19 protein-coding genes are annotated in these 19,961 nt (G+C 71.6%); 3 read left to right on the top strand and 16 right to left on the bottom strand.

The genetic code is table 11. The features are described 5' to 3' along the window. On the top strand, window positions 1-900 hold the full coding sequence (locus ABT001_RS27600; RefSeq protein WP_351282744.1) for a transketolase family protein: 900 nt from the start codon (window positions 1-3) through the stop codon (window positions 898-900). A gap of 7 nt (window positions 901-907) precedes the next feature. Here the strand turns inward: ABT001_RS27600 and ABT001_RS27595 are convergent, their stop codons facing one another. The 7 genes from ABT001_RS27595 to ABT001_RS27565 form a co-directional block, all read right to left on the bottom strand. Continuing rightward, window positions 908-1,036: a hypothetical protein gene (locus ABT001_RS27595; RefSeq protein ID WP_502967533.1), complete on the bottom strand. Its 129-nt coding sequence runs from the start codon at window positions 1,034-1,036 to the stop codon at window positions 908-910. 72 nt (window positions 1,037-1,108) lie between these two features. Continuing rightward, window positions 1,109-1,729 carry a GTP-binding protein gene (locus ABT001_RS27590; RefSeq protein WP_351282742.1) on the bottom strand — a complete coding sequence of 207 codons (621 nt, stop codon included), beginning with the start codon at window positions 1,727-1,729 and terminating at the stop codon, window positions 1,109-1,111. Then, window positions 1,707-2,078, bottom strand: a complete 372-nt coding sequence (locus tag ABT001_RS27585) for a DUF742 domain-containing protein (protein ID WP_351282739.1) — start codon at window positions 2,076-2,078, stop codon at window positions 1,707-1,709. The genes ABT001_RS27590 and ABT001_RS27585 overlap by 23 nt, the downstream gene beginning before the upstream one ends. A gap of 2 nt (window positions 2,079-2,080) precedes the next feature. Beyond that, on the bottom strand, window positions 2,081-2,503 hold the full coding sequence (locus ABT001_RS27580; RefSeq protein ID WP_351282805.1) for a roadblock/LC7 domain-containing protein: 423 nt from the start codon (window positions 2,501-2,503) through the stop codon (window positions 2,081-2,083). A 22-nt stretch (window positions 2,504-2,525) separates the two neighbouring features. Then, window positions 2,526-4,502: a sensor histidine kinase gene (locus ABT001_RS27575; RefSeq protein WP_351282736.1), complete on the bottom strand. Its 1,977-nt coding sequence runs from the start codon at window positions 4,500-4,502 to the stop codon at window positions 2,526-2,528. Between the two features lie 403 nt (window positions 4,503-4,905). Continuing rightward, window positions 4,906-6,702, bottom strand: a complete 1,797-nt coding sequence (locus ABT001_RS27570) for an ABC transporter ATP-binding protein (protein WP_351282733.1) — start codon at window positions 6,700-6,702, stop codon at window positions 4,906-4,908. Between the two features lie 670 nt (window positions 6,703-7,372). Continuing rightward, a complete protein-coding gene (locus tag ABT001_RS27565) occupies window positions 7,373-7,816 on the bottom strand; it encodes an SRPBCC family protein (RefSeq protein ID WP_351282730.1) in 444 nt (147 codons plus the stop codon). A gap of 363 nt (window positions 7,817-8,179) precedes the next feature. Here ABT001_RS27565 and ABT001_RS27560 point away from each other — a divergent pair, with 363 nt between their 5' ends. Beyond that, window positions 8,180-8,917 (top strand): SDR family oxidoreductase, encoded by a 738-nt coding sequence (locus tag ABT001_RS27560; protein WP_351282728.1) that lies wholly within the window; start codon window positions 8,180-8,182, stop codon window positions 8,915-8,917. A gap of 9 nt (window positions 8,918-8,926) precedes the next feature. Here the strand turns inward: ABT001_RS27560 and ABT001_RS27555 are convergent, their stop codons facing one another. Beyond that, window positions 8,927-9,298 carry a hypothetical protein gene (locus ABT001_RS27555; protein ID WP_351282725.1) on the bottom strand — a complete coding sequence of 124 codons (372 nt, stop codon included), beginning with the start codon at window positions 9,296-9,298 and terminating at the stop codon, window positions 8,927-8,929. Window positions 9,299-9,513: 215 nt separating this feature from the next. Here ABT001_RS27555 and ABT001_RS27550 point away from each other — a divergent pair, with 215 nt between their 5' ends. Further along, entirely contained in the window at window positions 9,514-10,473 is a 960-nt protein-coding gene (locus ABT001_RS27550) for a DUF1152 domain-containing protein (protein WP_351282723.1), read from the top strand. A gap of 47 nt (window positions 10,474-10,520) precedes the next feature. Here the strand turns inward: ABT001_RS27550 and ABT001_RS27545 are convergent, their stop codons facing one another. The 8 genes from ABT001_RS27545 to ABT001_RS27510 all read right to left on the bottom strand — a co-directional run bounded on the left by ABT001_RS27545 (window position 10,521) and on the right by ABT001_RS27510 (window position 19,952). Continuing rightward, window positions 10,521-12,278 (bottom strand): ABC transporter ATP-binding protein, encoded by a 1,758-nt coding sequence (locus ABT001_RS27545; RefSeq protein ID WP_351282721.1) that lies wholly within the window; start codon window positions 12,276-12,278, stop codon window positions 10,521-10,523. Continuing rightward, on the bottom strand, window positions 12,275-14,014 hold the full coding sequence (locus ABT001_RS27540; RefSeq protein ID WP_351282718.1) for an ABC transporter ATP-binding protein/permease: 1,740 nt from the start codon (window positions 14,012-14,014) through the stop codon (window positions 12,275-12,277). The genes ABT001_RS27545 and ABT001_RS27540 overlap by 4 nt, the downstream gene beginning before the upstream one ends. Next, window positions 14,011-15,153, bottom strand: coding sequence for a nitroreductase family protein (locus ABT001_RS27535; RefSeq protein WP_351282716.1), 1,143 nt, complete (start codon window positions 15,151-15,153; stop codon window positions 14,011-14,013). The genes ABT001_RS27540 and ABT001_RS27535 overlap by 4 nt, the downstream gene beginning before the upstream one ends. Before the next feature lie 8 nt (window positions 15,154-15,161). Further along, the gene (locus tag ABT001_RS27530; RefSeq protein WP_351282713.1) at window positions 15,162-16,541 is read right to left on the bottom strand and encodes a YcaO-like family protein; all 1,380 of its coding nucleotides are present in this window, start codon (window positions 16,539-16,541) and stop codon (window positions 15,162-15,164) included. Further along, window positions 16,538-18,019, bottom strand: a complete 1,482-nt coding sequence (locus ABT001_RS27525; protein ID WP_351282710.1) for a CocE/NonD family hydrolase — start codon at window positions 18,017-18,019, stop codon at window positions 16,538-16,540. Before ABT001_RS27525 ends, ABT001_RS27530 begins: the two co-directional genes overlap by 4 nt. Beyond that, window positions 18,016-18,867: a hypothetical protein gene (locus ABT001_RS27520; protein WP_351282707.1), complete on the bottom strand. Its 852-nt coding sequence runs from the start codon at window positions 18,865-18,867 to the stop codon at window positions 18,016-18,018. The genes ABT001_RS27525 and ABT001_RS27520 overlap by 4 nt, the downstream gene beginning before the upstream one ends. Before the next feature lie 91 nt (window positions 18,868-18,958). Continuing rightward, window positions 18,959-19,072, bottom strand: a complete 114-nt coding sequence (gene amiA, locus ABT001_RS27515) for a streptamidine family RiPP (RefSeq protein WP_263654240.1) — start codon at window positions 19,070-19,072, stop codon at window positions 18,959-18,961. A gap of 58 nt (window positions 19,073-19,130) precedes the next feature. Next, window positions 19,131-19,952: an ABC transporter ATP-binding protein gene (locus tag ABT001_RS27510; protein ID WP_351282704.1), complete on the bottom strand. Its 822-nt coding sequence runs from the start codon at window positions 19,950-19,952 to the stop codon at window positions 19,131-19,133. Between the last annotated feature and the right edge of the window lie 9 nt (window positions 19,953-19,961).

Genomic DNA, 19,961 nt, shown 5'->3' with positions numbered 1-19,961 from the left:
ATGGACACCATGCGTGACCGCTTCATCTCCACCACCACCCGGCTGCTGGACGAGGACCCCCGCCTCGCCGTGGTACTCGCGGAGATCAGCCGCGACGGCTTCGACCGGGCGGCACGGGCCCATCCCGACCGGGTCGTCAACGTCGGGATCAGGGAGCAGCTGCTCATCGGGGCGGGCGCCGGGATGGCCCTGACCGGGCTGCGGCCGATCATGCACACCTTCGCGAGCTTCCTCGTGGAGCGCCCCTTCGAGCAGGTGAAGCTGGACCTGGGGCATCAGGGTATGGGCGGCGTCCTCGTCAGCGCCGGAGGCTCATACGACTGGCCGGCCGGGGGCTTCACCCACATGTCACCGGGTGATGTCGCGCTCCTTGACACACTCGACGGCTGGACCGTGCACGTGCCCGGGCACCCCGACGAGGCCGAGGCGCTGCTGCGGCAGGCCGTCACGGGGGACGGCCGTGTCTACGTCCGGCTCTCCCTCCAGTCGAACAGCGAGGGCCGCACCGTCATGGGCCCGGGCTTCAGTACCGTGCGCCGGGGAACCGGTGGTGTGGTGATCGCCGTCGGGCCGATGCTCGACAACGTCCTCGCGGCGACAGAAGGCCTGGACACGACCGTGCTGTACGCGACGACCGTGCGCCCCTTCGACGCGGTGGGGCTCCGCGACGCGGCCGGTGCGGGCGGCGCGGCCGACGTCGTGATCGTCGAACCGTATCTGGCGGGTACATCGACGGCAGTGGCCAACGACGCCCTCGCCGACCTGCCCCACCGGGTGCTGGGACTGGGGGTGGGTCGGAACGAACTGCGCAGGTACGGGCAGATGGCGGACCACCTCGTGGCACATGAGCTCGACGCACGCTCGCTGCGGCAGCGAATCACCGACTTCCTGACCCGCTGAGACCTTCTCAGCCGTCCGTCGGCGGCCGGCTCGGCTCAGGGTGGGCGGTCAGGAGCCGGTGTGGGACGGCCTGCCGCCAGGCGTCGGTGAGGACCGCGGTCAGTTCGGTCACGTCGTCGGGGGCGGCGAGCCGCACCCGCAGCGTCTCCGTTCCTCGGTCAGCGGTCAGCCGTCCGACCCAGCGGCGGCCGGTCCGTCCCGTACGGGTTCACGGATGGGCCCCGAAGCCGGAAAGCGGCGCGGGCGCCGTGGCGTTGATGAGGTGCTGGACGAGCGTGACCAGTGCCCCGGTGCCCGAGCTGGCGATCCTGGCGTCGCAGAGGACGACGGGCACTTCGGGACCGAGATCGAGAGCCCCCCGCACCTCTTCCGGTTCGTAACGGTAGGCGCCGTCGAACTCGTTGACCGCGACGACGAATCCGATGCCGCGCCGCTCGAAGAAGTCGACGGCGGGGAAGCACTCGGCCAGCCGTCGCGTGTCCGCCAGCACGACGGCCCCGAGTGCGCCCTTCGACAGCTCGTCCCACATGAACCAGAAGCGTTCCTGCCCCGGGGTGCCGAAGAGGTAGAGCACATGCTGTTCGGACAGCGTGATCCGGCCGAAGTCCATGGCGACGGTGGTCGCCGATTTGGACTCGATGCCTTCCAGACTGTCGGTCGCCACACTGACTTGCGTCAGGAGCTCCTCGGTGCTCAGCGGCGCGATCTCGCTGACGGCGCCCACGAACGTCGTTTTGCCGACGCCGAAGCCGCCCGCCACCAGGACCTTGAGGGCCACGGGGAAGAATCCGGAGCTTCCGGAGCTGTCAGAGCTGTCGTCGTAGACCATCGAGCACTGCCTCCAGCAGGGATCGGTCGGTTGGCATGTCATGGAACGCGGGGGCGTGTGCGGTGACCGCCCCGCAGTCGACCAGGTCGGACAGAAGGACCTTGGTGATGACGGCGGGCAGCCGGAGATGGGCGGCGATCTCCGCCACGGACGTGGGTCCGCCGCAGAGTTCCAGGGCAACGGTGTGTTCGGGGCCGAGGTGGACCTCGGGCTCGCTCCCCGTGGCCATCACCAGGGAGAGCAGATCGAACACGGTGGTCGGCCGCGTCCGGCCGTTGCTCACGGTGTACGGGCGGATGAGCCGGCCTGCCGCGTCGTCGAGCAACGGCCCGTCCTGCGGGGCCGACATCCTCACAGCCCCGGGGTGAACGGCGCTCCGGCCGGCTGTCGGAGCGGCGTCATCAGATAGGGGCGGACGCTCTTGACCAGCATCGCCATCTCGTACCCCAGTACGGCGGCATCCGCCTCGCGGCCCGCGAGGACGGCGAGACAGGTGCCGGCACCGGCGGTCGAGACGAACAGGAGCGTCGAGTCGAGCTCGACCACGACCTGTCTCACATCACCGTTGTCACCGAACCGGGCGCCTGCGCTCCGGCCGAGTGAGTACAGGCCGGCGGCCAGCGCGGCCATGTGATCGGCGCTGTCGGCGTCCATGCCGTGCACGGATTTCACCAGACCGTCCGCCGAGAGGAGGACTGCGCTGCGCGTGTAGGGCACGCGTTGGACCAGGCCGCTCAGCAGCCAGTCGAGGTCCGAGACCTGGCCGGACGGCATTTCGCTCGTCGTCATGGTGCATCTACTCCTTGAACATGTTCTCTGGTCGTGGATCCGGTTCGGGCGCGTGCGGCGCCGAGCGCCCCGGGGCGACTCGCTCCGTACCGGGCGGGGTGGTGGCGGAGCCCCGGAAGGGCAGCGGGGCCAGGCCGTGGGGCCGTTGCGACCCGATGACCGGGACGGGGCCGGGGGCTACGGGCGCGGCATCCGGTGCGGTGTACGCGTCCGTCGTCTCCGGCGCCTCGGCGGTCTGGGCCTCGGCGAGGTCGACCCCACGCCGGAAGGCCGCCATCAGACCGGGGTCGAGCAGGGCGTTCCCGTCCCCCGTGCGCGGCACCGGGGCCTCCCTGAGCTGCGGGACCAGATGCTCCTGGTTGCTGCGCCTGGGGAGCTGCGGGCGGGCGGACTCGGCCGCGGCGGCCTGCGGCGCTTCGGCGGGTGCACCGGGGTCCGCGGCGGTCGGGACGGATGCGACAGGACCGGGAGCCGGGGCGGAGCCGGCCGACGGGCCGGGTCCCGTGAGCGGGGTGGTCTCGACGGGCCGGGAGCCGGGCTGGGACGCGGCGGGGTTCGGGCGGTCGACGACGCGCTCGGCACGCAGCGGCAGCGGCGGCCCCTCGCCTTTACGCCGCTCCCGGCGGGGTGTCCGGTCGAGCCGCAGCGGCGGCTGCGCCGTGGCTTCGGGCGGTACGTCCTGGGCGGGTGGCCGGTGTACGGCTCCGGGCGGGGGTACCGCTGCGGCGCCCGGAGCCGTCGTGGCTTCGATGTCGATGCCCAGGAGGACCTCGGGCAGGACGAGTACGGCCTGGGTGCCCCCGTAGATGTTGCTCTGCAGGCGGACGGCGATGCCGTGTCTGCGGGCCAGGGAGGCCACCACGAACAGCCCGATGCGCCCGTCCTGCAGCAGATGCGCGACATTGACCTGATCGGGGTCCGCGAGCAGGGTGTTCATCCGCTTCTGCTCGGCTTCGGGCATGCCGAGCCCGCGGTCCTCCACCTCCAACGCGAGCCCGGCGGTGACACGTTGGGCGCGCAGCAGGACCTGGGTGTGCGGGGCTGAGAACACCGTGGCGTTCTCGACGAGTTCGGCGAGGAGGTGGATCACGTCGGCGACCGCGTGTCCGCGCAGGGTGCCGTCGATCGGCGGGACCAGCTTGACCCGCAGGTACTGCTCGACCTCGGCGATCGCCGAGCGCAGCACTTCGGTCACGGTCACGGGATTGCTCCACTGCCGCCGTGAGACCGCGCCGCCGAGGACTGCGAGGTTCTCGGCGTGCCTGCGGATGCGGGTGGCGAGGTGGTCCACGTGGAAGAGGCCCTTGAGCAGGTCGGGGTCCTCGACCTCTTGCTCCAGTTCGTCGAGGATCTGGATCTCACGGTGCACCAGGGACTGAAGTCGCCGGGCGAGGTTGACGAAGACCTCGACCTTCTGTTCGTTCCCGTTGCTCCGGTGCAGCTCCGCCGCCTGGACGACGGTCGCTACCGCATCGTCCTGCGAGCGGTTCAATTCCTGGGCGAGTAGGTCGAAGGCGTCGGCGTCAGGGGCGGCGGCGGGCGTGGTCCTGCGGGCCGGCAGGGGCTCACCGTCGCGGAGTCGTTCCAGGACCCGCTGGAGCTCGGCGTGGTGCTGGGCCGTGGTGCGTCGGAGTGCGAGAGCGCGGTCGAGCACGCCGGTGGCGACCCGGCCGGCGCCGAGGAAGGCCGCCGCCACAGCCGCCACGGCGAGTGCCCCGGATCCGCCGAGTGCCGCCAGGAGACTGCCGGACGGGCGCACCCCGGAGGCCCGGATGGTGAAGATGACGGCCGCGGCTCCGCTGAGCACCGCGGCCACGGCAGGCAGGACGGCGGTACGCAGCAGTTGTGGTCGCAGACGGCTGTCGGAAGCGGGCTGCGTCGCGCGCGGCCGACCGGCGGCCGAGTGCGAACGGCCCCCCGGGCGGCCGTGCCGTCCGCCTTCGCGGCGTTCGGGTCGCGCGTTGGGTGCGCGAAGTTGAGACATCATCGTCCTCGGTACGTGGGGCACCAGGAATCGGCATTCGTGTGGTGACACCTACGGTGGTCGGTCAGGCCCGGGTCAACGGTTGCGGAAGGCTCGACCGATATGAGCCCATCGTTGATCACCGGCAACACACGGTAGTCGCCGATGGCCCGTGCCCGGAGTGCTGTTGTCGAAGTTGCCCGACAAGCGTCCCGCTCTGGTATGAGGGTTCGCACGGGCACCCGATTTCGTTCCCCTCCGGTTCTGCACGGACTGACGGACATCGGTCTGGTGAACGAATCGCGCCGTCTGCCGGGACGGAGGACCGGGCGCACGGAGGGGCACGGGTCACGGGTCACGGCCGAGGGCGTGCCACCACCGCGCCCGCCCTGCGCCCTCGGCGGCCTCGTCGGGTTGCCTCTGCTCAGCCCTGACGGGCGGGCTGGAGCCCCGCGTACACGCCGCCCGCGCTCACCAACTCCTCATGGGTGCCGACTTCCGCGATCCTGCCGCCTTCCATGGCCACGATGCGGTCGGCGCCCTGGATCGTGGAGAGGCGGTGGGCGACGACGAAGACGGTCCGGCCGTGCACGAGCCGGGTGAGTGCCTCCTGCACGAGGGACTCGGAACGGTTGTCGAGCGCGGAGGTGGCCTCGTCGAGCACCAGCACGCGCGGATCACGTATCAACGCCCGTGCGATGGCCAGACGTTGCCGCTGACCACCCGACAACTGCGCGCCGCGCTCCCCTATGACCGTGTCCAGGCCACTCGGCAGGCCGTTCACGAATTCCAGCGCGTTGGCGTCCCGGAGGGCGTGCGTCAGCGTCTCCTCGTCCGTGTCGCCCATGCCGTACGTGACGTTGTCGCGGATGCTGCCCTCGAAGAGGATCGACTCCTGGGGCACCACCGACAGGAAGCGCCGGTAGGTCCGGAGGTCGAGCCCGGCCATGTCGGTTCCGTCGAGCAGGATGCGGCCCGAGGTGGGCCTGATGAATCCTATGAGCAGGTTGAGCACCGTGGACTTGCCCGCGCCCGAGGCCCCGACGAGGGCGATGGTCTCCCCCGGCCGCGCGGACAGGCTGAATCCGTCGACCGCCGGCTCCCCGTTCTCGTAGGCGAATCCGACGTCCTGGAAGTCGATGCGGCCGACGACGTCGTCCACGCGCGCCTTGCCGGCGTTGTTCTCCAGATCCGGAGCCTGCAGCACCTCGCCCGCCGAACGCACCGATTCCAGGCCCTTGGTGAGGATGGGAGCCAGACCCAGCAGAGTGGTCACGGAACCCGTCAGCACGGTGAAGAAGGAACTCAGCATCACCACGTCACCTGGGGTGACGGCCATCCACCCGTGGTACGCCACCAGGGCCGAGCCCGTCAGGCACAGGACGCCGAGCGTGTTGAGGATGACCCAGGCCAGGGACCCGAAGCGGCCGTTGATCACATCCAGGCGCATACCGGCTGCGAATACCTGGCGCAGCGATCCGTCGACCCGGCCGAGCGCGGTCCGCTCCAGGCCATGGGCGCGGGTGATGGGGATGAGCGTGGTCATCTCGCCGACTCGGGAGGAGAGCTGTTCGACCTCGCGACGGAAGGATTCGTTGTGACTGCGCAGCCGCCCACGCAGCTTCATCACCAGGAATCCGGAGGCCGGCACCACGACGAGGAAGACGGGCAGGAACTCGGGCACGCGCACTCCGATGACGACGAGCCCGCCGATCAACGTGACCACCGCGCCGAGACCCATGTCGGAACTCTGCTGCACCATCTGTTCCACGGCTTCGACGTCGCGTACCACCTTGGCCTGCAGCACACTCGAACTCACGCGTGAGTGGTAGCCGATGGACAGTTGCTGCATCCGGCGGCAGAGAGCTGATCGCAGCGTCGTGCCCATGCGCCGGATACTGCCGGCGAGGCAGCGTACGTACCACTGGTGGAGCGGGTAGTTGATCACGAGGATGAACAGCAGGACACCGCTCGCCTTCCAGATGCCCGACTCGGGACCGTGCTGGACGACGACGTCGAGGACGGTGGCGGTGATCAGGGGCAGCAGCCAGATGGGGCTGTGTTTCACGACGAAGATGGCTACCGCGAGGGCCAGCCGGCCGCGGTCGGGACGGAAGAGATGGCCCAGGGTGCGGACCGGGTTCTCGCCGCGGTAGCGGTGATCGAGATGGTCAAAAGGTGTCAGGGGTTCGACGGGGAGGGGCGAAAGCGCTTTCTGCATGCGGTCATCCCACCTGCCCCCTCCCTCGGCTACAACCCCCCTTCCACGGACAGAGACCGCCCCGCCCGGCGTACCGGAGGTGATGTGCGGCCACTTCGGACGTCTGCGGGCAGCCGGGGTTCGGCGACCGGATGCGGTCCAGCCTCTCCGCCGGGTAGCGAGTGCGATGACAGGGGCCACGCTGTCGTAACCCGGGGCACGTACTCGGAGAAGCAGAGGTCCGCTCGGCCGCCGGCCGGTGGCGAGGGGGTCGGATGCGTCCTCGGCCCCGAGGGAACCGGTGACCACCCGCCGCAGGCACCGTGAAGGCCCTCGGTCACCGTCGTGGAATCACGCTGCGTAATTTTGCACGGACCGGGTACGGGGCCTGGATGTTGTTCAGGCATAGGCGTGTACGAGTGATGACTGTGCTGCTCAGCGGCTGGGTGGTACTGACCGCCGTGGAGCGGTGGGGTGAGCAGACCCCGTGGCCACGCGCGGCGCTGGGCGGGCTCCTCTGGTCGTGCCTGGTGGCCGGGGTCTGGTGGTTCGCCGAATGGACCCAGTCACCGTTGCGCATGGCGCGCGAGCCGGCGGCACACCGCTCGGCGGACGAGGCACCGCACAGGCAGGACGCGGCGGCCGACGCATCGGCCGCCGCCGGTCAGCCTGACTCCGCCGGGCGTCCTGGTCACAGCCCCCGAGGGCCGTCACCCGACGCGGTGGACTCGGCCAGCTTCCGGAACTCCCCCAGGTCGTAGTCGGCCAGGGCGGAGTCGAGGTTGGTCAGGGCGCCGAGGTGCTCCACGAACCCGGTGGGGTCGTACTCGATCTGCAGGGCGACCCTGCTGGAGGTGTCGTCCAGCCGGTGGAAGGTGACCACCCCCGCGTGATGTACGCCCTCGATCGTCTTCCAGGCGATCCGGTCCTGCGGGACGACTTCGGTGAGCTCTGCCACGAAGCTCTTGTCCGCGCCCGGGAGGGACAACTGCCAGGAGAACCGGCGCTCGTCCATGGCATCGACCCGGCGCACATGGCTCAGAAACTTCGGCCACTGCGTCACATCGCTCCACAGAGCCCAGGTGACACCGACCGGTGCCTTGATGTCGACGGTTTCCACGAGGGAGGAGGACATGAGGAAACAACCCTTCTTTCGATCGGTTTCGCCTTGCGCTGCCGAGTACCCCTTGATCGGCAGCGCACTCACGCCGATCCGCTTCCCCGGTCCCCCTCCCCACATGACTGGAGGGCCACTCGCGTCGATGAGGAGGTCCGGAACCGACAGGGATCCGCCGCCCTCCGGGGAGGCCGGGTACTGCGGCGGACGGGTGACCGCCCGAAGGTCGACCGGCGGATCGTGAGGCGACCGGAGCAGCATCGCCCTGCCGCCGTCGCCCGCGCCGCGGAGACGGAGGGTGCGGGTCGGCAGGGTGCGTGCTTCAGTGGACCGGTGACCCGCGACGGGACCGATGCGGGTCTCCCGGAGGAAGGATCTGCCATGGAATGCGCGGTGCTCGGTGGTACGGGGCTGATCGGATCGAAGGTCGTCAGGAAGCTGAACGCCGAGGGACATCGAGCAGTGCCGCACTCGAAGTCGACAGGCGTGGACGTCGTCACCGGCGAGGGACTGGACAAGGCGGTCGCCGACTCCGACGTGATCGTGAACCTGACGAACTCCCCGACCTTCGACGAGGAGGCACCGGCCTTCTTCCAGCAGTCGATGAACAACCTCCTGGACACGGCCCGGAAGGCCGCGGTACGCCACTTCGTCGTCCTCTCCATCGTCGGCGTGGACCAGGTGCCCGAGCTGGACTACTACCGCGCCAAGACCCTCCAGGAAGAGATTCTCGCGGCGGGGACGGTCCCGTACTCCATCGTCCGCGCCACACAGTTCATGGAGTTCGTCGACGCGATCCTGAGCTGGACGTCGGACGGCGACACCGTCCGGCTGCCCACCACTCCGATCCGGCCGACCGCCGCCGAGGACGTCGCCGACGCGGTCGCCGCTGTTGCCGTCGGCACCCCCGTGCAGGGAATCCACGACGTCGTGGGACCCGAGGTCTTCCCTCTCGACGAACTCGGAAGGATCACTCTCGCGGCCCGGTCGGACAGCCGTACCGTCATCACGGACGACACCGCCGGCATGTTTGCCGCCGTCCGCGGTGACGTCCTCACGGGCACGGGCGACGCCTCGCCGGCCCCCACGCGTTACGCGGAGTGGCTGGCGTCGCACTGAGACCTCCGATCAGTGCGGTGGCGGCAGGGGGTCCAGGGCGTTGTCGATGGTGCAGCCCCCCTCTCCGGGCATCCGCTGGATCCGGGACGGCACCCACGCCTCGGTGGCGCCGGGGCCCACGCGGGCAAGCAGGCAGTCCTGCGCGTCGAAGCCGTTGCCCTTCAGCGACAGCAGGACACCGACCCGGCCACCACTGGTCCGCACCTCGGTGCGGATCGCCGGATGCAGGTCCAGGGCCGCGAGCGCACGGCGCACCTCGGGCTCGCCCGCCCTCGTGGCCGCCTCACGTGCGGCATCCATCGCCTCGTCCTCGGAGGACTGCACTGCACCGCACGCAGCGGTGAACAGCAACAGCGGTGCGAGCAACAGCAGTTGGCACATATGCCCCCCCTTGCCGACACGCCGCGAGCGGCGGGCGACCGCTCGCGCGTGTTCACACCGCAGGTGATCGTACTCAGCCCAGGGGCCGATCGGACCTGGATGCACCCCCGTGAGGTTCCGGGTGTACGCCTCCGCTCGGCTCCCCCTCTCCTCGGCTCCGTCGGCGTGGTGAGAAATCGGACCGACGGAGTGCCGGATCCCGGACAATGACCGGCATGACGTCCCTCCACTCCAACCCGCTCTTCACCAGACTCGCCGATGCCGAGCGCATCCTCGTAGCCGGTGCCGGCGGCGGCTTCGACATCTACTCCGGGCTGCCGGTGGCTCTTTCGCTCCTGCACCAGGGCAAGCAGGTGTTTCTCGCGAACCTCTCCTTCAGCGCGCTCGGCGGTCTGCCGCTCGACGACTGGGTCGCCTCCGACCTGGCCGCCGTCACTCCCGAATCCGCTCCGCATCAGAGTTACTTCCCGGAGCGGACCCTTGCCCAGTGGCTGCACCGCCACGGATACCCGTCCACCGTGTACGCCTTCCCCCAGACCGGGGTACGCCCGCTGCGCACCGCCTATCGAGCGCTGATCGAGCGGCATCGGATAGACGCCGTGGTGCTGGTCGACGGCGGTACGGACATCCTCATGCGCGGTGACGAAGCCGGCCTCGGCACTCCGGAGGAGGACCTGACCAGCGTGGCGGCGCTGGCCGGGCTGGACGGTGTACCCACCCGTCTCGTCGTATCGGTCGGTTTCGGTGTGGACGCGTACCACGGCGTCAACCACACACAGGTGTTGGAGAATATCGCCGCACTGGAGCGCGACGGTGCGTACCTCGGCGCGTTCTCGATACCGCGCGCCACCCGCGAGGGCTCTCTCTATCTCGACGCGGTGACGCATGCCCAGGACCACACTCCACAGCACCCCAGCATCGTGAACGGTTCGATCGCGGCAGCGGTGCGTGGCTCGTTCGGAGATGTCCGGTTCACTGATCGCACCCGGGGCAGCGAGCTTTTCGTGAACCCCCTGATGTCCCTGTGCTTCGCCTTCGACCTTCCGGGGCTGGCAGCCCGCTGTCTCTACCTCGATCGGATCGAGGACACCCACTTGATGCGCCAAGTCCACTCGCGCATAGCGGAGTTCCGTGACTCCGTGGTCACCCGCCCACCCCGCCGCTTCCCCCACTGAGACTTCTCACGTGGTTCACGGAAGCTCCACCGCGCGCCGCCCGGTGGTCAGGCCGGGATGTGGGCGAGGCTGCGGTTGAGCGCGCTGTCGGGGCGCCCGGTCAGTTCCTCCCACGTGCCTTCCTCGGTGACGCGTCCGGCTTCCAGGACAGCTATGCGGTCGCACCGGCGGATGGTTGCGCGACGGTGTGCGATGACCAGGGTCGTACGCCCCTCCCGGTGCAGTGCCGTGGCGAGCTGCGCGTCACTCGCGTTGTCCAGGTGGGCGGTGGACTCGTCCAGTATCAGGACTCTGGGTTGTGTCAGCAGCGCGCGGGCGAGGGCGATCCGGGCCCGCTGGCCTCCGGAGAGGGTGGCGCCGCGCTCTCCGACCAGGGTGTCCATGGGACCGATCCGGTCGACTCCGCACAGACGGGCCGTTTCGGCGAGGAGGTCGTCGTCGGCGTCCGGAGCGGTGAGGCGGAGGTTGTCGGCGAGGGTGCCGTGGAAGAGAGGCGTCTCCTGTCCCACCAGCGCCACGGACCGCCGGAGTTCGGTGTCGTCCACCTCACGTACGTCGACGGGCGCCCCGTCTGCCGGTATCAGCTGTACCGCTCCGGCGGCGGGGTCCCAGAAGCGCGCCAGGATATGGGCACACGTCGACTTCCCGGCGCCCGAGGCGCCGACCAGGGCGAGTGTCCGCCCGGCTGGAACGGTCAGCTCGAGGCCGTCCAGCACGGGGCCGCCGCCGTAGTCGAACCGCACCCCGTGCAGCCGGACGGACAGGGGGCCGGGGGGAAGGGAACGGGGCGAGACCGGCGGCGGGGCGAGAGCGGGAGCGTTGACCGCGGCGCCCACCCGCGAGGCGGCGGAGCGCAGGGAGACCGCCTGGCTCAGGGAACGCGCCGACTCCGCGACGGGGCCCAGGACGGCGAGGGCGAGGGTGGTCGCCGCCGGCGCCCACGCTCCGTGCAGCCGCCCCGAGGTGACGGACTGCGCCACCACGGCCACCACGCCGAGGACGGCCACCACGATGAGAAGGTCACGGACCGCCGCGGCCAGGGCTTCCCAGGTGGCTTCGTCGCGTTGGGCGTCGCCCACCCGCCGTCCGCGTTCCGCCAGCCGGCGTCGTCGGCCGTCGAGGGCGCCGAAGGCGAGCAGTTCACGCAGTCCGTCGACGGTCTCGACGGCATCGGCCGACAGCTCGGCGCCGGCCTGCCGCGTGCGCGCACCACGTCGCGCGCGCCCGCGTGCCTCGGCGAAGGGAGCTGCGGCGAGCAGCACCGCGAGCGGCAGCACGGCGGCCGTCAGCCATGGCTCAGTGGTGGCGAGGACCGCCGTACCGGCGGTGAAGACCGTGCCGGAGGCGATGAGCTGGGCAGTCGTGTGGGCGTAGAAGAACTCCAGCGCCTCCACATCGGCCATGGCGGTGGCGGCGAGATCCCCGCTGCGCCGGCCCGCGACCCGGGCGGGCGCGCTGCGGGCGAGCCCGTCGAAGACGCGTACGCGCAGGGCGGCGAGAACCCGGTAGGCGAGGTCGTGCGAGAGGTCCATCTCGCGCCAGGTCATCAGGGTCCGTACGAGGACCAGGGCCACGATGACCCCGATGGTGCCGGAGGACGGAGGGCTGTGCTCGATCACGGCTGTCCCCACCGTGTGGGCCGCCAGCGTCAGCAGCGTGACGAGGGAGCCCTGTTCGAGGAGAGCGGCGGCGCACGTGCGGACCGTCATGGCCCGGTGCCGGGCGAGGGCGGGAAGCAGTGCGCGGAGCGAACCGCGCTCGGGCAGGCGCGTGCCGGTGATCGGGGTGCCCGTGGCGTTGCTCATGCGGCGAGTTCCTTGGAGTGGGTGTGACCGGCCTCGACGAGTCGCGCGTACACGCCGCCGGCCTCGGCGAGCCCGGTGTGTTCGCCGACGGCTTCGACGCGTCCCGCGTCGAGGACGACGATGTGGTCGGCGTGTTGCACGGCGGCCAGCCGGTGGGCGATCACGAGGACGGTCCGATCGGTGGCGGCGTTCGTCAGTTCGCGGACGATCTCCGCTTCGCGGCGTTCGTCGACCGAGCTGGTCGCCTCGTCGAGGACGAGCACTTGGGCGTCCGTCAGCAGGGCACGGGCGAGCGCGAGCCGCTGTCGCTGTCCGCCGGAGAGGGTCGCGCCGCGTTCGCCGAGCACGGTGGCGTAGCCGCCGGGAAGGGCCGTGATCTCGTCGTGGATGCCCGCGGCACGCGCCACCGCCGTCACCTCGTCGTCGGTGGCCTCCGGCCGGGCCAGGCGAAGGTTGTCGGCGATGGTGGCATGGAAGAGGTACGTCTCCTGCGACACCACTGCGATGCCCTGCCGGAGTGCTTGGAGGGAGTACTGGGTGGTGCTGCGTCCGTCGAGGGTGATCCGCCCTTCGCCGGGGTCGTGGTGACGCAGGAGCAGGGCGAGGAGGGTGGACTTGCCCGCTCCGGACGGGCCGACGATCGCGGTGGTGCGTCCCGCCGGTGCGGTGAACGAGACGCCGTGGAGGGAGGGTTCCGGCGCGCCGTCGTAGGTGAAGCGGACGTCCTCGAAGCGCACTTCCGGGGGTGCGGGCCAGTGCGCGGAGGCCGTTCCGGTGTCCCGGACCGCTGGTTCGGCGGTGCGCAGGGCCGCGATCCCGTCGGCGGCCGAGGCGCCCAGATATCCGGCGTGCCATTCGCGAGCGAGGTCGCGGACCGGCCGGAAGCACTCGGAGGCCAGCAGCAGCACCAGGTAGGTGCCGGTTGCCGTGGTGGATCCGCTGACGGCCGACCAGCACGCGAGGAGTGCCGCGGCGGCGGTTCCGCCCTGAATGGCGAGATCGGTGATGCCGGTGTCGACGAGGGAGACGCGCAGTTTCGCGACGGTCGCCCTGTGCAGCGCCGCCGAGCGCTTCTCCAGGCGTTCACGGGTGCGGCCGACCGCGCCTGCGGCACGGAGGGCCGGCATGCCCTGCAGTGCTTCCAGGTAGTCGGCGCCCAGTCCTTCGTACGTGTCCCAGTGCTCCTTACCGCGAGTGGCCAGGAGCCGGTCCCAGGCGCGCGGGCCGAACAGTGCGAGCAGCAGGGCCGGTACGAGACCGAGCAACGCCATCGGTTCCACCACGGCCAGTACGGCGAGGATCAGGGGCGGCACGGTCAGGGTGATCAGGAGCTGGGGCAGGTAGCGGGAGACATAGGCGTCGACGCCCTCCACGCCGTCGACGAGGGTGGTGCGGACGGCGCCGGCGCGCGCGGTGGTCATGTGCGCGGAACCCAGCCGGCCCAGGTGGGCGAGGAGTTCGTCCCGCACCGCCACCCTCGCCTCCGCTCCGGCGCGGGTGGCGGTGCGCCGCTGCCACGTGCCGAGCCCGGCTCGGGCTGCCACCACGACCAGCACGGCGGTGAGCAGCCACGGCAGCCGGTCCGTACGGCCGTCGGCCAGGCCGGCCAGAGCGACGGCCAGCAGCACGGCCTGTGCCAGGTGGGTGAGGGTGACGGCACCTTGAAGGAGAGCGGCGGTGAGCAGCGGCCGCCGTACGTGGCGGGCGGCACGGCGCAGTTCGGGATGGACGGTCATGAGGTGTTCTCCTCGTCTGCGTGGAGGGTGCCGAGGGCCAGTCCGTGGACGATCCAGTCCTGGCCGGGTGCGGCGCCGAGCGCGGCTCCGAGGTCCGCCTGCTGCCAGGAGCCGACGGGCCTGGCGGCCGCGCCGTGGTACCGGGCGGTGACGTGGGCCAACTGGACGGCGAAGCCGGCCCGTAGGTGGGTGCGGCGGATGTGCGGCTCGTCGGCGTCCTCGGGACAACCGCGGGCGAGCAGCACGGCACCCGCGTCGGCGATCCACGCCTGACCGGCGGCCCAGGCCGCGAGCGTCGGCAGGGTCTCCCCTGCGGCGAGGCGTCGCAGTGTCGTGCCGTCGGTGCCCAGCTCCAACAGGCCGGGCCGGGGCGGGCCGACGGCCACGCACCAGCGGAGGTCGCTGCCGCCGGCGCGGGTGGCGGTGGTGAGGACCGCCCGCAGCGTTTCCGGGTCGGGTGTGCCCGGCAGCGGTGGTGGTGCGCTGCGACGGGCCAGCAGCTCCTCGGGGGTGGGTGTCCTCGCCGACGGCCGGGAAAGCGGTGAGCCGTCGGGCCCGTGGTCAGGGAGGTGCGGGGGGACACGCACGAGGGCCAGGGGTGTCTCGGCGTGTCCCTGCAGGTGGAGCTCGGGCGTGCCCGTGCCCAGGGCACGGGCCGCGAGGAACAGTGCGGCGGCGGCGTGCCCGGTGTCGAGGAGCAGCAGCGGCCGGGCGCGATGGCCGTAGTGGGAGGCCGTGCGACGTGCGGTGACGGAGAGTTCGGCGGTGATGCCCTGGGGCGTGTCGGCGGGCACCGGGCCGAGGCGGTGCACCTGGTGGCGCAGCGGGTCGTAGCCGTAGCGCCCGGGTGGGAGGGGACATCCGGTGCCCAGGACGAGTTCGGTGTCCACTGGGTGCAGTGCGCCGGCGGAGGGCGCGGGCCGCAGCCTTCCGGAGGCGTCGGAGGCGTGCAGGGAGAGGTGGAGCAGGGCCCGCAGGTCTTGTTCGGCGGGCCCTGCCTCCGGAATCGCGCACGGCCGTCCCGGCCAGGCCTGGACGACAGGACCCGCGAGTGTGTCGGGGCGGGGTCGCTGCGGGGAGCGGGCGAGTGCGAGGGCGGCTGCGAGGCCCTCCGGACGGTTGCGATCGCGGTGTTGCACGGGGTTCCTCACATGTGGGGCGGAGGCGCCAGCGTGAAGTCCTCCGGTGCGGTCGGCGCGTTGGTCCGCCAGCCCCGTCGCACGGCTGCTTCGGCGAGCCTCGGGGAGCCGAAGTAGCCGAAGGCCGCCGGGGCGTTGGGGAGGAGCCCGGACACGAGGACCCGGGCCACCCTCAGCGAGGTCTCGGCGACGTCCTCGGTGGTCAGGTCGAAGGTCATGACGCGGTGGCCGCCCGCGTGCAGTGCCCTCTCCAGCCGCTCGCGGCTACCGGGCTCGATCGCGTCGATGGACACGGCTCGGTGGGCGGGTTCGGTGAACCGCCGGACCTCGGTCGTCATCCGTTCGTCCAGCCAGACCTGTACGTGTGCCCCCAGGTCCCGCACGTGGGCGAACTGGTCGCCGCACGCGTCGAGGTAGCGGCCGTCGGCACGGTGCTCCAGGTAGAGCCCACGGGCGAGCAGGCCCGCCTCGACGGCCTGGAACACCCAGCCGTCGGGGTCGGTCAGACCCTGGGTGAAGACCCAGGTGTGCACCGCTTCCAGTACCGCTTTGCGCGCCGCCTCGGCGGGGTCGTACTTGCAGGCGAACCCCGCCGCGTACAGGCCGAGAGCGGGGTCGTGGACGAGTGCCGCGACGCACGGCGCGAACTCCGAAGGCATCTCGACGAGATGGACGTCCAGTGCGGATCCGGCCAGATCGTCCATGAGGCCGGGCACGCCGGCCGGGTCGATGCCGTGGGCCGGCCCGTCGAGGTGCCACCACAGTTCCAGGGCGTCGCGTTCGACGACCTCCAGCAGTCCGCGCTCGACGGCGTCGTCGAATCCCTGCCCGGTGGCTATGCCCGCGTAGTTGAGGTGGTGGGTACGCGGCAGGTCCCGGAGGTCGCCCTGGCGCCAGTTGAGGTGGGTGAGGGCGACCGGCGCCCAGACCTCCGTCGTCCGTCCGTCCGGCAGCCGCTCGGTGCCGCGGGTCCAGAGCGACGGCGTGTCCTCGTCGAGGCGGCGGTAGGGGAACTTCGCCCTCGTGTACTGCCACGGCGCGTACGCGGGCAGTTCATCGGGGCCGTAGAGCCGCAGGCCCTGCCGGACGAGTTCGGCGGCGGTGGCGCGCACGGGGGCGTCGGGGTGGCCGGGCGGCGGTACCCGGTTGCCGCAGTACCGCTCGATCCCTTCGGCGATCGCGGCGATTCTGGCCTGCTCGGGGTCTCCGAAGGTGGTCCCGAGGGAGACGCGGTCGGCGGGCCACAGTCCCAGTTTCCGGGCGTCGGATATCTCGGCCGTGAGAGCCGTGTAGCGGGGCGGGGCTCCCACCGGGTGCTCAACGGGCTTGACCTTGCGGACGATGCCGCAGACGGGGTCGACGAGTGCTTCCAGCGGCAGCGCCGTCATCGCAGGATCTCCTCGATGGGATCGGTGGAAGTGGGACGGGACGAGAGGGTGTGCAGGCTCAGCGTCACGCTCTCCGGGTCGACCTCGCGCCGGGAGGCGCACAGCCTGACGGCCGTGATCGGGTCGCCCCCGGTGTGGGGGTTACGCGCATGGGCGGGGAAGTGGTGTCCCGCGATCTCGAGGCGAAGCCGCGTACCGGCCGGGAGACGCCGCGCGAGACGACCGAGCTCGATGGTGAACTCGCTGCTGTGGCCCCGCTTCTCCGCATGTCGCAGAATGCCGACGGCGAGGGGTTCAGCGGTGCCTTCCGGTGCGAGGGCGACGAGGCGGGCGGCCCAGTCGGCGGAGGGGGTGTCGGCAGTGGCCCGCATGCGCAGACGCACGGGTCCGACGGCGTCGAGCGGGCGCGGCAGGGGCGGTGCGACCAGCACACAACGGTCGGGGAGTTCCCCGGTGGGCACGGTGAGATCGTCGGAGCGGACGGGTCGTTCGGGGTCGGCGGTGAAGACGGAGCCGTGCAGCGGCCGCAACCGCCGCGTGGACGGCTCGCCGTCGCTGCCGGCGGGCAGCCAGAGGTCTCCGCCGCCCAGCGCCAGCGCGCCGTGGTGCCCGGGAGCGAGGCCGCCGCTCAGGGCGCGGCCGGCCCAACGCACGTACAGCTCACCGAGGGCCACCCGGTGCGCGGGGCCCGCGTCAGGTCCGGGCGCGGTGACGAGACCGTGCCCCCACGGGCCCAGCAGCAGGCGGGCCGAGGGGCCGCCCCAGGCGCGCCACAGCGCGAAGGTGTCCTCCGCGAAGTGGTCGTGATGGCCTCCGACCGCGAGCAGAGGCGTGTCGGCACGGGCGGCCCGTGAGGTGAGATGCCCGCGATCGTCACGTCTCCACAGCCCCGCCCAGGAAGGCAGGGCCCGGCCCAGCCGCGCGGGGAGTCCGGTGAGCGGGAGGTGGCCGAGCAGACCGGGGTCCGCTGCCAGTGCCTCCGTCAACGCGTGCTCGTCGGAGTCCCGCCGGTCTCCGTGGGCGGCCCACCACCCGGCGCGGGCCAGCAGCCGTTCCACACCGGAGGGTTCGCGCGCCGTCTCGGTGGCGCCGAGTGCGGGAACGGCGGCGATGACAGCACCGGGGCGGTCTTCCCAGGGGCCTTCGAGGGCGAGGGACAGGGCGCAGTAGGCGGCGTACGAGGCGCCGACGGCGACGTACCGCCCGTCGCTCCACGGCTGTCGGCGGATCCACCGGGCCGCCGCCGCCCCGTCGGCGGCCTCGTTCTCGTACGGGTGCCACTCCCCCGGTGAGGCGAACCGGCCCCGCACGTCCTGGACGACGGCGCCGAATCCTCTGCGGGCCCAGCCCCGCGCCTCGGCCAGGTGCCGGGAACGGTCGTACGGAGTGCGGATGAGGACGGTGGGGAAAGGACCGGCGCCGTCGGGAAGGCACACGTCGGTGGCGAGGCCTTCGACAGTCGGGCGGAGGACCCTCATCCGTCCTTCTTCGGCATGCGGGCGACGGCGGGCACCGGCAGGACGGGGTGTTCGGTGACGGTCAGTGTGCGCAGGTCCACCTGCCGGAGTCGACGCCGGGCCGGGAGGCCGGCTGTGTCAGGGGCGCCGGTGGCCCAACGGCCGAGGTCGTCGGCGAGCAGGGCCGCGAGCAGCGCGGCGGCGGGTACGGTCAGCCGGACCGGCACGCCGGTGGTGCGGGGGCCGCTCCAGTAGGCGGACAGCTCGCGGTGGGCAGGGGTGGCGGCAAGGCGGCGGGCACGGATGTGGGCAGCCGTGACGTCTCCGGGAGCGACGGCGAGGGGCTCGACGTACGCCTGCCAGCCCTCGTGGTGGCAGCGCAGCCAGGCCACATCGTGCTCGGGCAGCCGGTCGGCGGCGTCCCACAGCCCGTCGGGTACGGGACCGTCGAGACACCACACCACGGCTGCGGGGTTTCCTTCGAGCAGGTCCTCGACGGTCGTAGGCGTCACGTCGCCCAGGGCCGAGGCGGTTGTCCGCGGCTCGGCCCCCAGGGCGGCGAGGTGTCCGGCCAGCGGTTCGGTCAGCGCCGCATCGCCCAGCAGCCGCACAGGACGACGTGCGGCGGGCCACTCCGGGCGTTCGGGCTCGGCCACGAGGTACCCGGCATCCGCGAAGGCGCGGACGACGGGTCCGAGTTCGTCGCCATCCGACGCCCCGCCGGTGCCGGAGAGCATGGAGAGCAGGGCTTCCTGGTCCGCGTCACGTGTCCGGACGCTGAGGAACTCCCCATCAGCGGTGCGCACGGCGAGGTTCCGCCCGGGCACGGCGACGACCTCGACACCGGGTGCGAGCTGGTGGCGGGACACGATGTTCCTCCTGGCGACGGGGCGTGGGAAGGGGCGTGGGCCCGCCCTGAAGGCAACGGGCGGGCCCACTGTCGAGGATGGTCGGCCTCGACTACTCCTCGGTGTCCTCGAAGGGGTTCTCGACGAGCGCGTTGGAGTGGGAAGCCGAGTCGTGGGCCAGCTGGCCCGGGTCGGCGATCGGCGCGAAGATCTGCTCGTTTTCCATGAACTCTCCTTGCTCGTAAGGGAGATACGCCGTTCGGGTGAACGTCGCAACGGAGACACTAATGGAAGTGATTTTCATATTCTAGAGCGGGGAGGGGGTGATCTGGATAACACACCGGCCAGCCACCCTCGGGGTCCCGGCCGACCCGGCCGGCCACGTTCAGCACGTCCGCCAGGAATCCCGGTGTGACGACTTCCTTCGGGGTCCCGTCGGCCGCCACACGGCCGTCGCGCAGGGCGACTATGCGTTCGGCGAACCTCGCGGCATGGGCCAGGTCGTGCAGCACCATGACCACGGTGAGCTCGCGCTCCTCCCGCAGCCGGACCACCGTCTGCATCACGTCCAGCTGATGGTGCAGGTCCAGATAGGTGGTCGGCTCGTCGAGCAGCAGGACACGGGTGTCCTGGGCGAGCGCCATGGCGAGTCGTACCCGCTGCCGCTCACCCCCGGACAGCGCGTCGACGTCACGGTCGGCCCACTGCTCCACACCGACGTCACGCAGCGCTCGACGCACGACGGGGTCGTCGCCCTCGCGCAGCATGCCCAGCGGGCCACGTGCCGCGTACCGCCCCTGCCGCACCAGGTGACGGACCGTCATACCCGGTACGGCGGGCGCGGACTGGTGCAGCAGCGCCACCCTGGCCGCCGTGGCCCGCCGGGAGAGTCCGGCCAGGTCGTCCCCGCCGAGCAGGACGCGCCCCTGGTCGGGCCGCAGCAACCCGGCGGCCAGGCGCAGGAGGGTCGATTTGCCGCAGCCGTTGAGGCCGATGAGGGCCGTCAGTTCGCCCGGCCTCACGGTCACGTCGACGCCCTGCAGCACGGGTCGTGCGGGGTAGCCGAAGTGGACGTCCTCGATCTGGATGCCCATGGACTTGGTCATGCTCGGTCC

It is taken from the genome of Streptomyces sp. NPDC002793 (genome assembly GCF_040295485.1).
Taxonomy (GTDB): domain Bacteria; phylum Actinomycetota; class Actinomycetes; order Streptomycetales; family Streptomycetaceae; genus Streptomyces.
The sequence above is the reverse complement of the archived record's forward strand: the minus strand, read 5'-3'. Positions and strand labels throughout refer to the sequence as shown.

Excerpts from the sequence above, each read along its gene's own strand:
- ABT001_RS27585 (WP_351282739.1), bottom strand. The coding sequence starts at position 2,078 with ATGTCGGCCCCGCAGGACGGGCCGTTGCTCGACGACGCGGCAGGCCGG.
- ABT001_RS27600 (WP_351282744.1), top strand. The coding sequence starts at position 1 with ATGGACACCATGCGTGACCGCTTCATCTCCACCACCACCCGGCTGCTG.
- ABT001_RS27540 (WP_351282718.1), bottom strand. The coding sequence starts at position 14,014 with ATGACCGTCCATCCCGAACTGCGCCGTGCCGCCCGCCACGTACGGCGG.
- amiA (WP_263654240.1), bottom strand. The coding sequence starts at position 19,072 with ATGGAAAACGAGCAGATCTTCGCGCCGATCGCCGACCCGGGCCAGCTG.
- ABT001_RS27565 (WP_351282730.1), bottom strand. The coding sequence starts at position 7,816 with ATGTCCTCCTCCCTCGTGGAAACCGTCGACATCAAGGCACCGGTCGGT.
- ABT001_RS27525 (WP_351282710.1), bottom strand. The coding sequence starts at position 18,019 with ATGAGGGTCCTCCGCCCGACTGTCGAAGGCCTCGCCACCGACGTGTGC.
- ABT001_RS27545 (WP_351282721.1), bottom strand. The coding sequence starts at position 12,278 with ATGAGCAACGCCACGGGCACCCCGATCACCGGCACGCGCCTGCCCGAG.
- ABT001_RS27530 (WP_351282713.1), bottom strand. The coding sequence starts at position 16,541 with ATGACGGCGCTGCCGCTGGAAGCACTCGTCGACCCCGTCTGCGGCATC.
- ABT001_RS27555 (WP_351282725.1), bottom strand. The coding sequence starts at position 9,298 with ATGTGCCAACTGCTGTTGCTCGCACCGCTGTTGCTGTTCACCGCTGCG.
- ABT001_RS27590 (WP_351282742.1), bottom strand. The coding sequence starts at position 1,729 with ATGGTCTACGACGACAGCTCTGACAGCTCCGGAAGCTCCGGATTCTTC.
- ABT001_RS27580 (WP_351282805.1), bottom strand. The coding sequence starts at position 2,503 with ATGCCGTCCGGCCAGGTCTCGGACCTCGACTGGCTGCTGAGCGGCCTG.
- ABT001_RS27575 (WP_351282736.1), bottom strand. The coding sequence starts at position 4,502 with ATGTCTCAACTTCGCGCACCCAACGCGCGACCCGAACGCCGCGAAGGC.
- ABT001_RS27550 (WP_351282723.1), top strand. The coding sequence starts at position 9,514 with ATGACGTCCCTCCACTCCAACCCGCTCTTCACCAGACTCGCCGATGCC.
- ABT001_RS27570 (WP_351282733.1), bottom strand. The coding sequence starts at position 6,702 with ATGCAGAAAGCGCTTTCGCCCCTCCCCGTCGAACCCCTGACACCTTTT.
- ABT001_RS27560 (WP_351282728.1), top strand. The coding sequence starts at position 8,180 with ATGGAATGCGCGGTGCTCGGTGGTACGGGGCTGATCGGATCGAAGGTC.
- ABT001_RS27510 (WP_351282704.1), bottom strand. The coding sequence starts at position 19,952 with ATGACCAAGTCCATGGGCATCCAGATCGAGGACGTCCACTTCGGCTAC.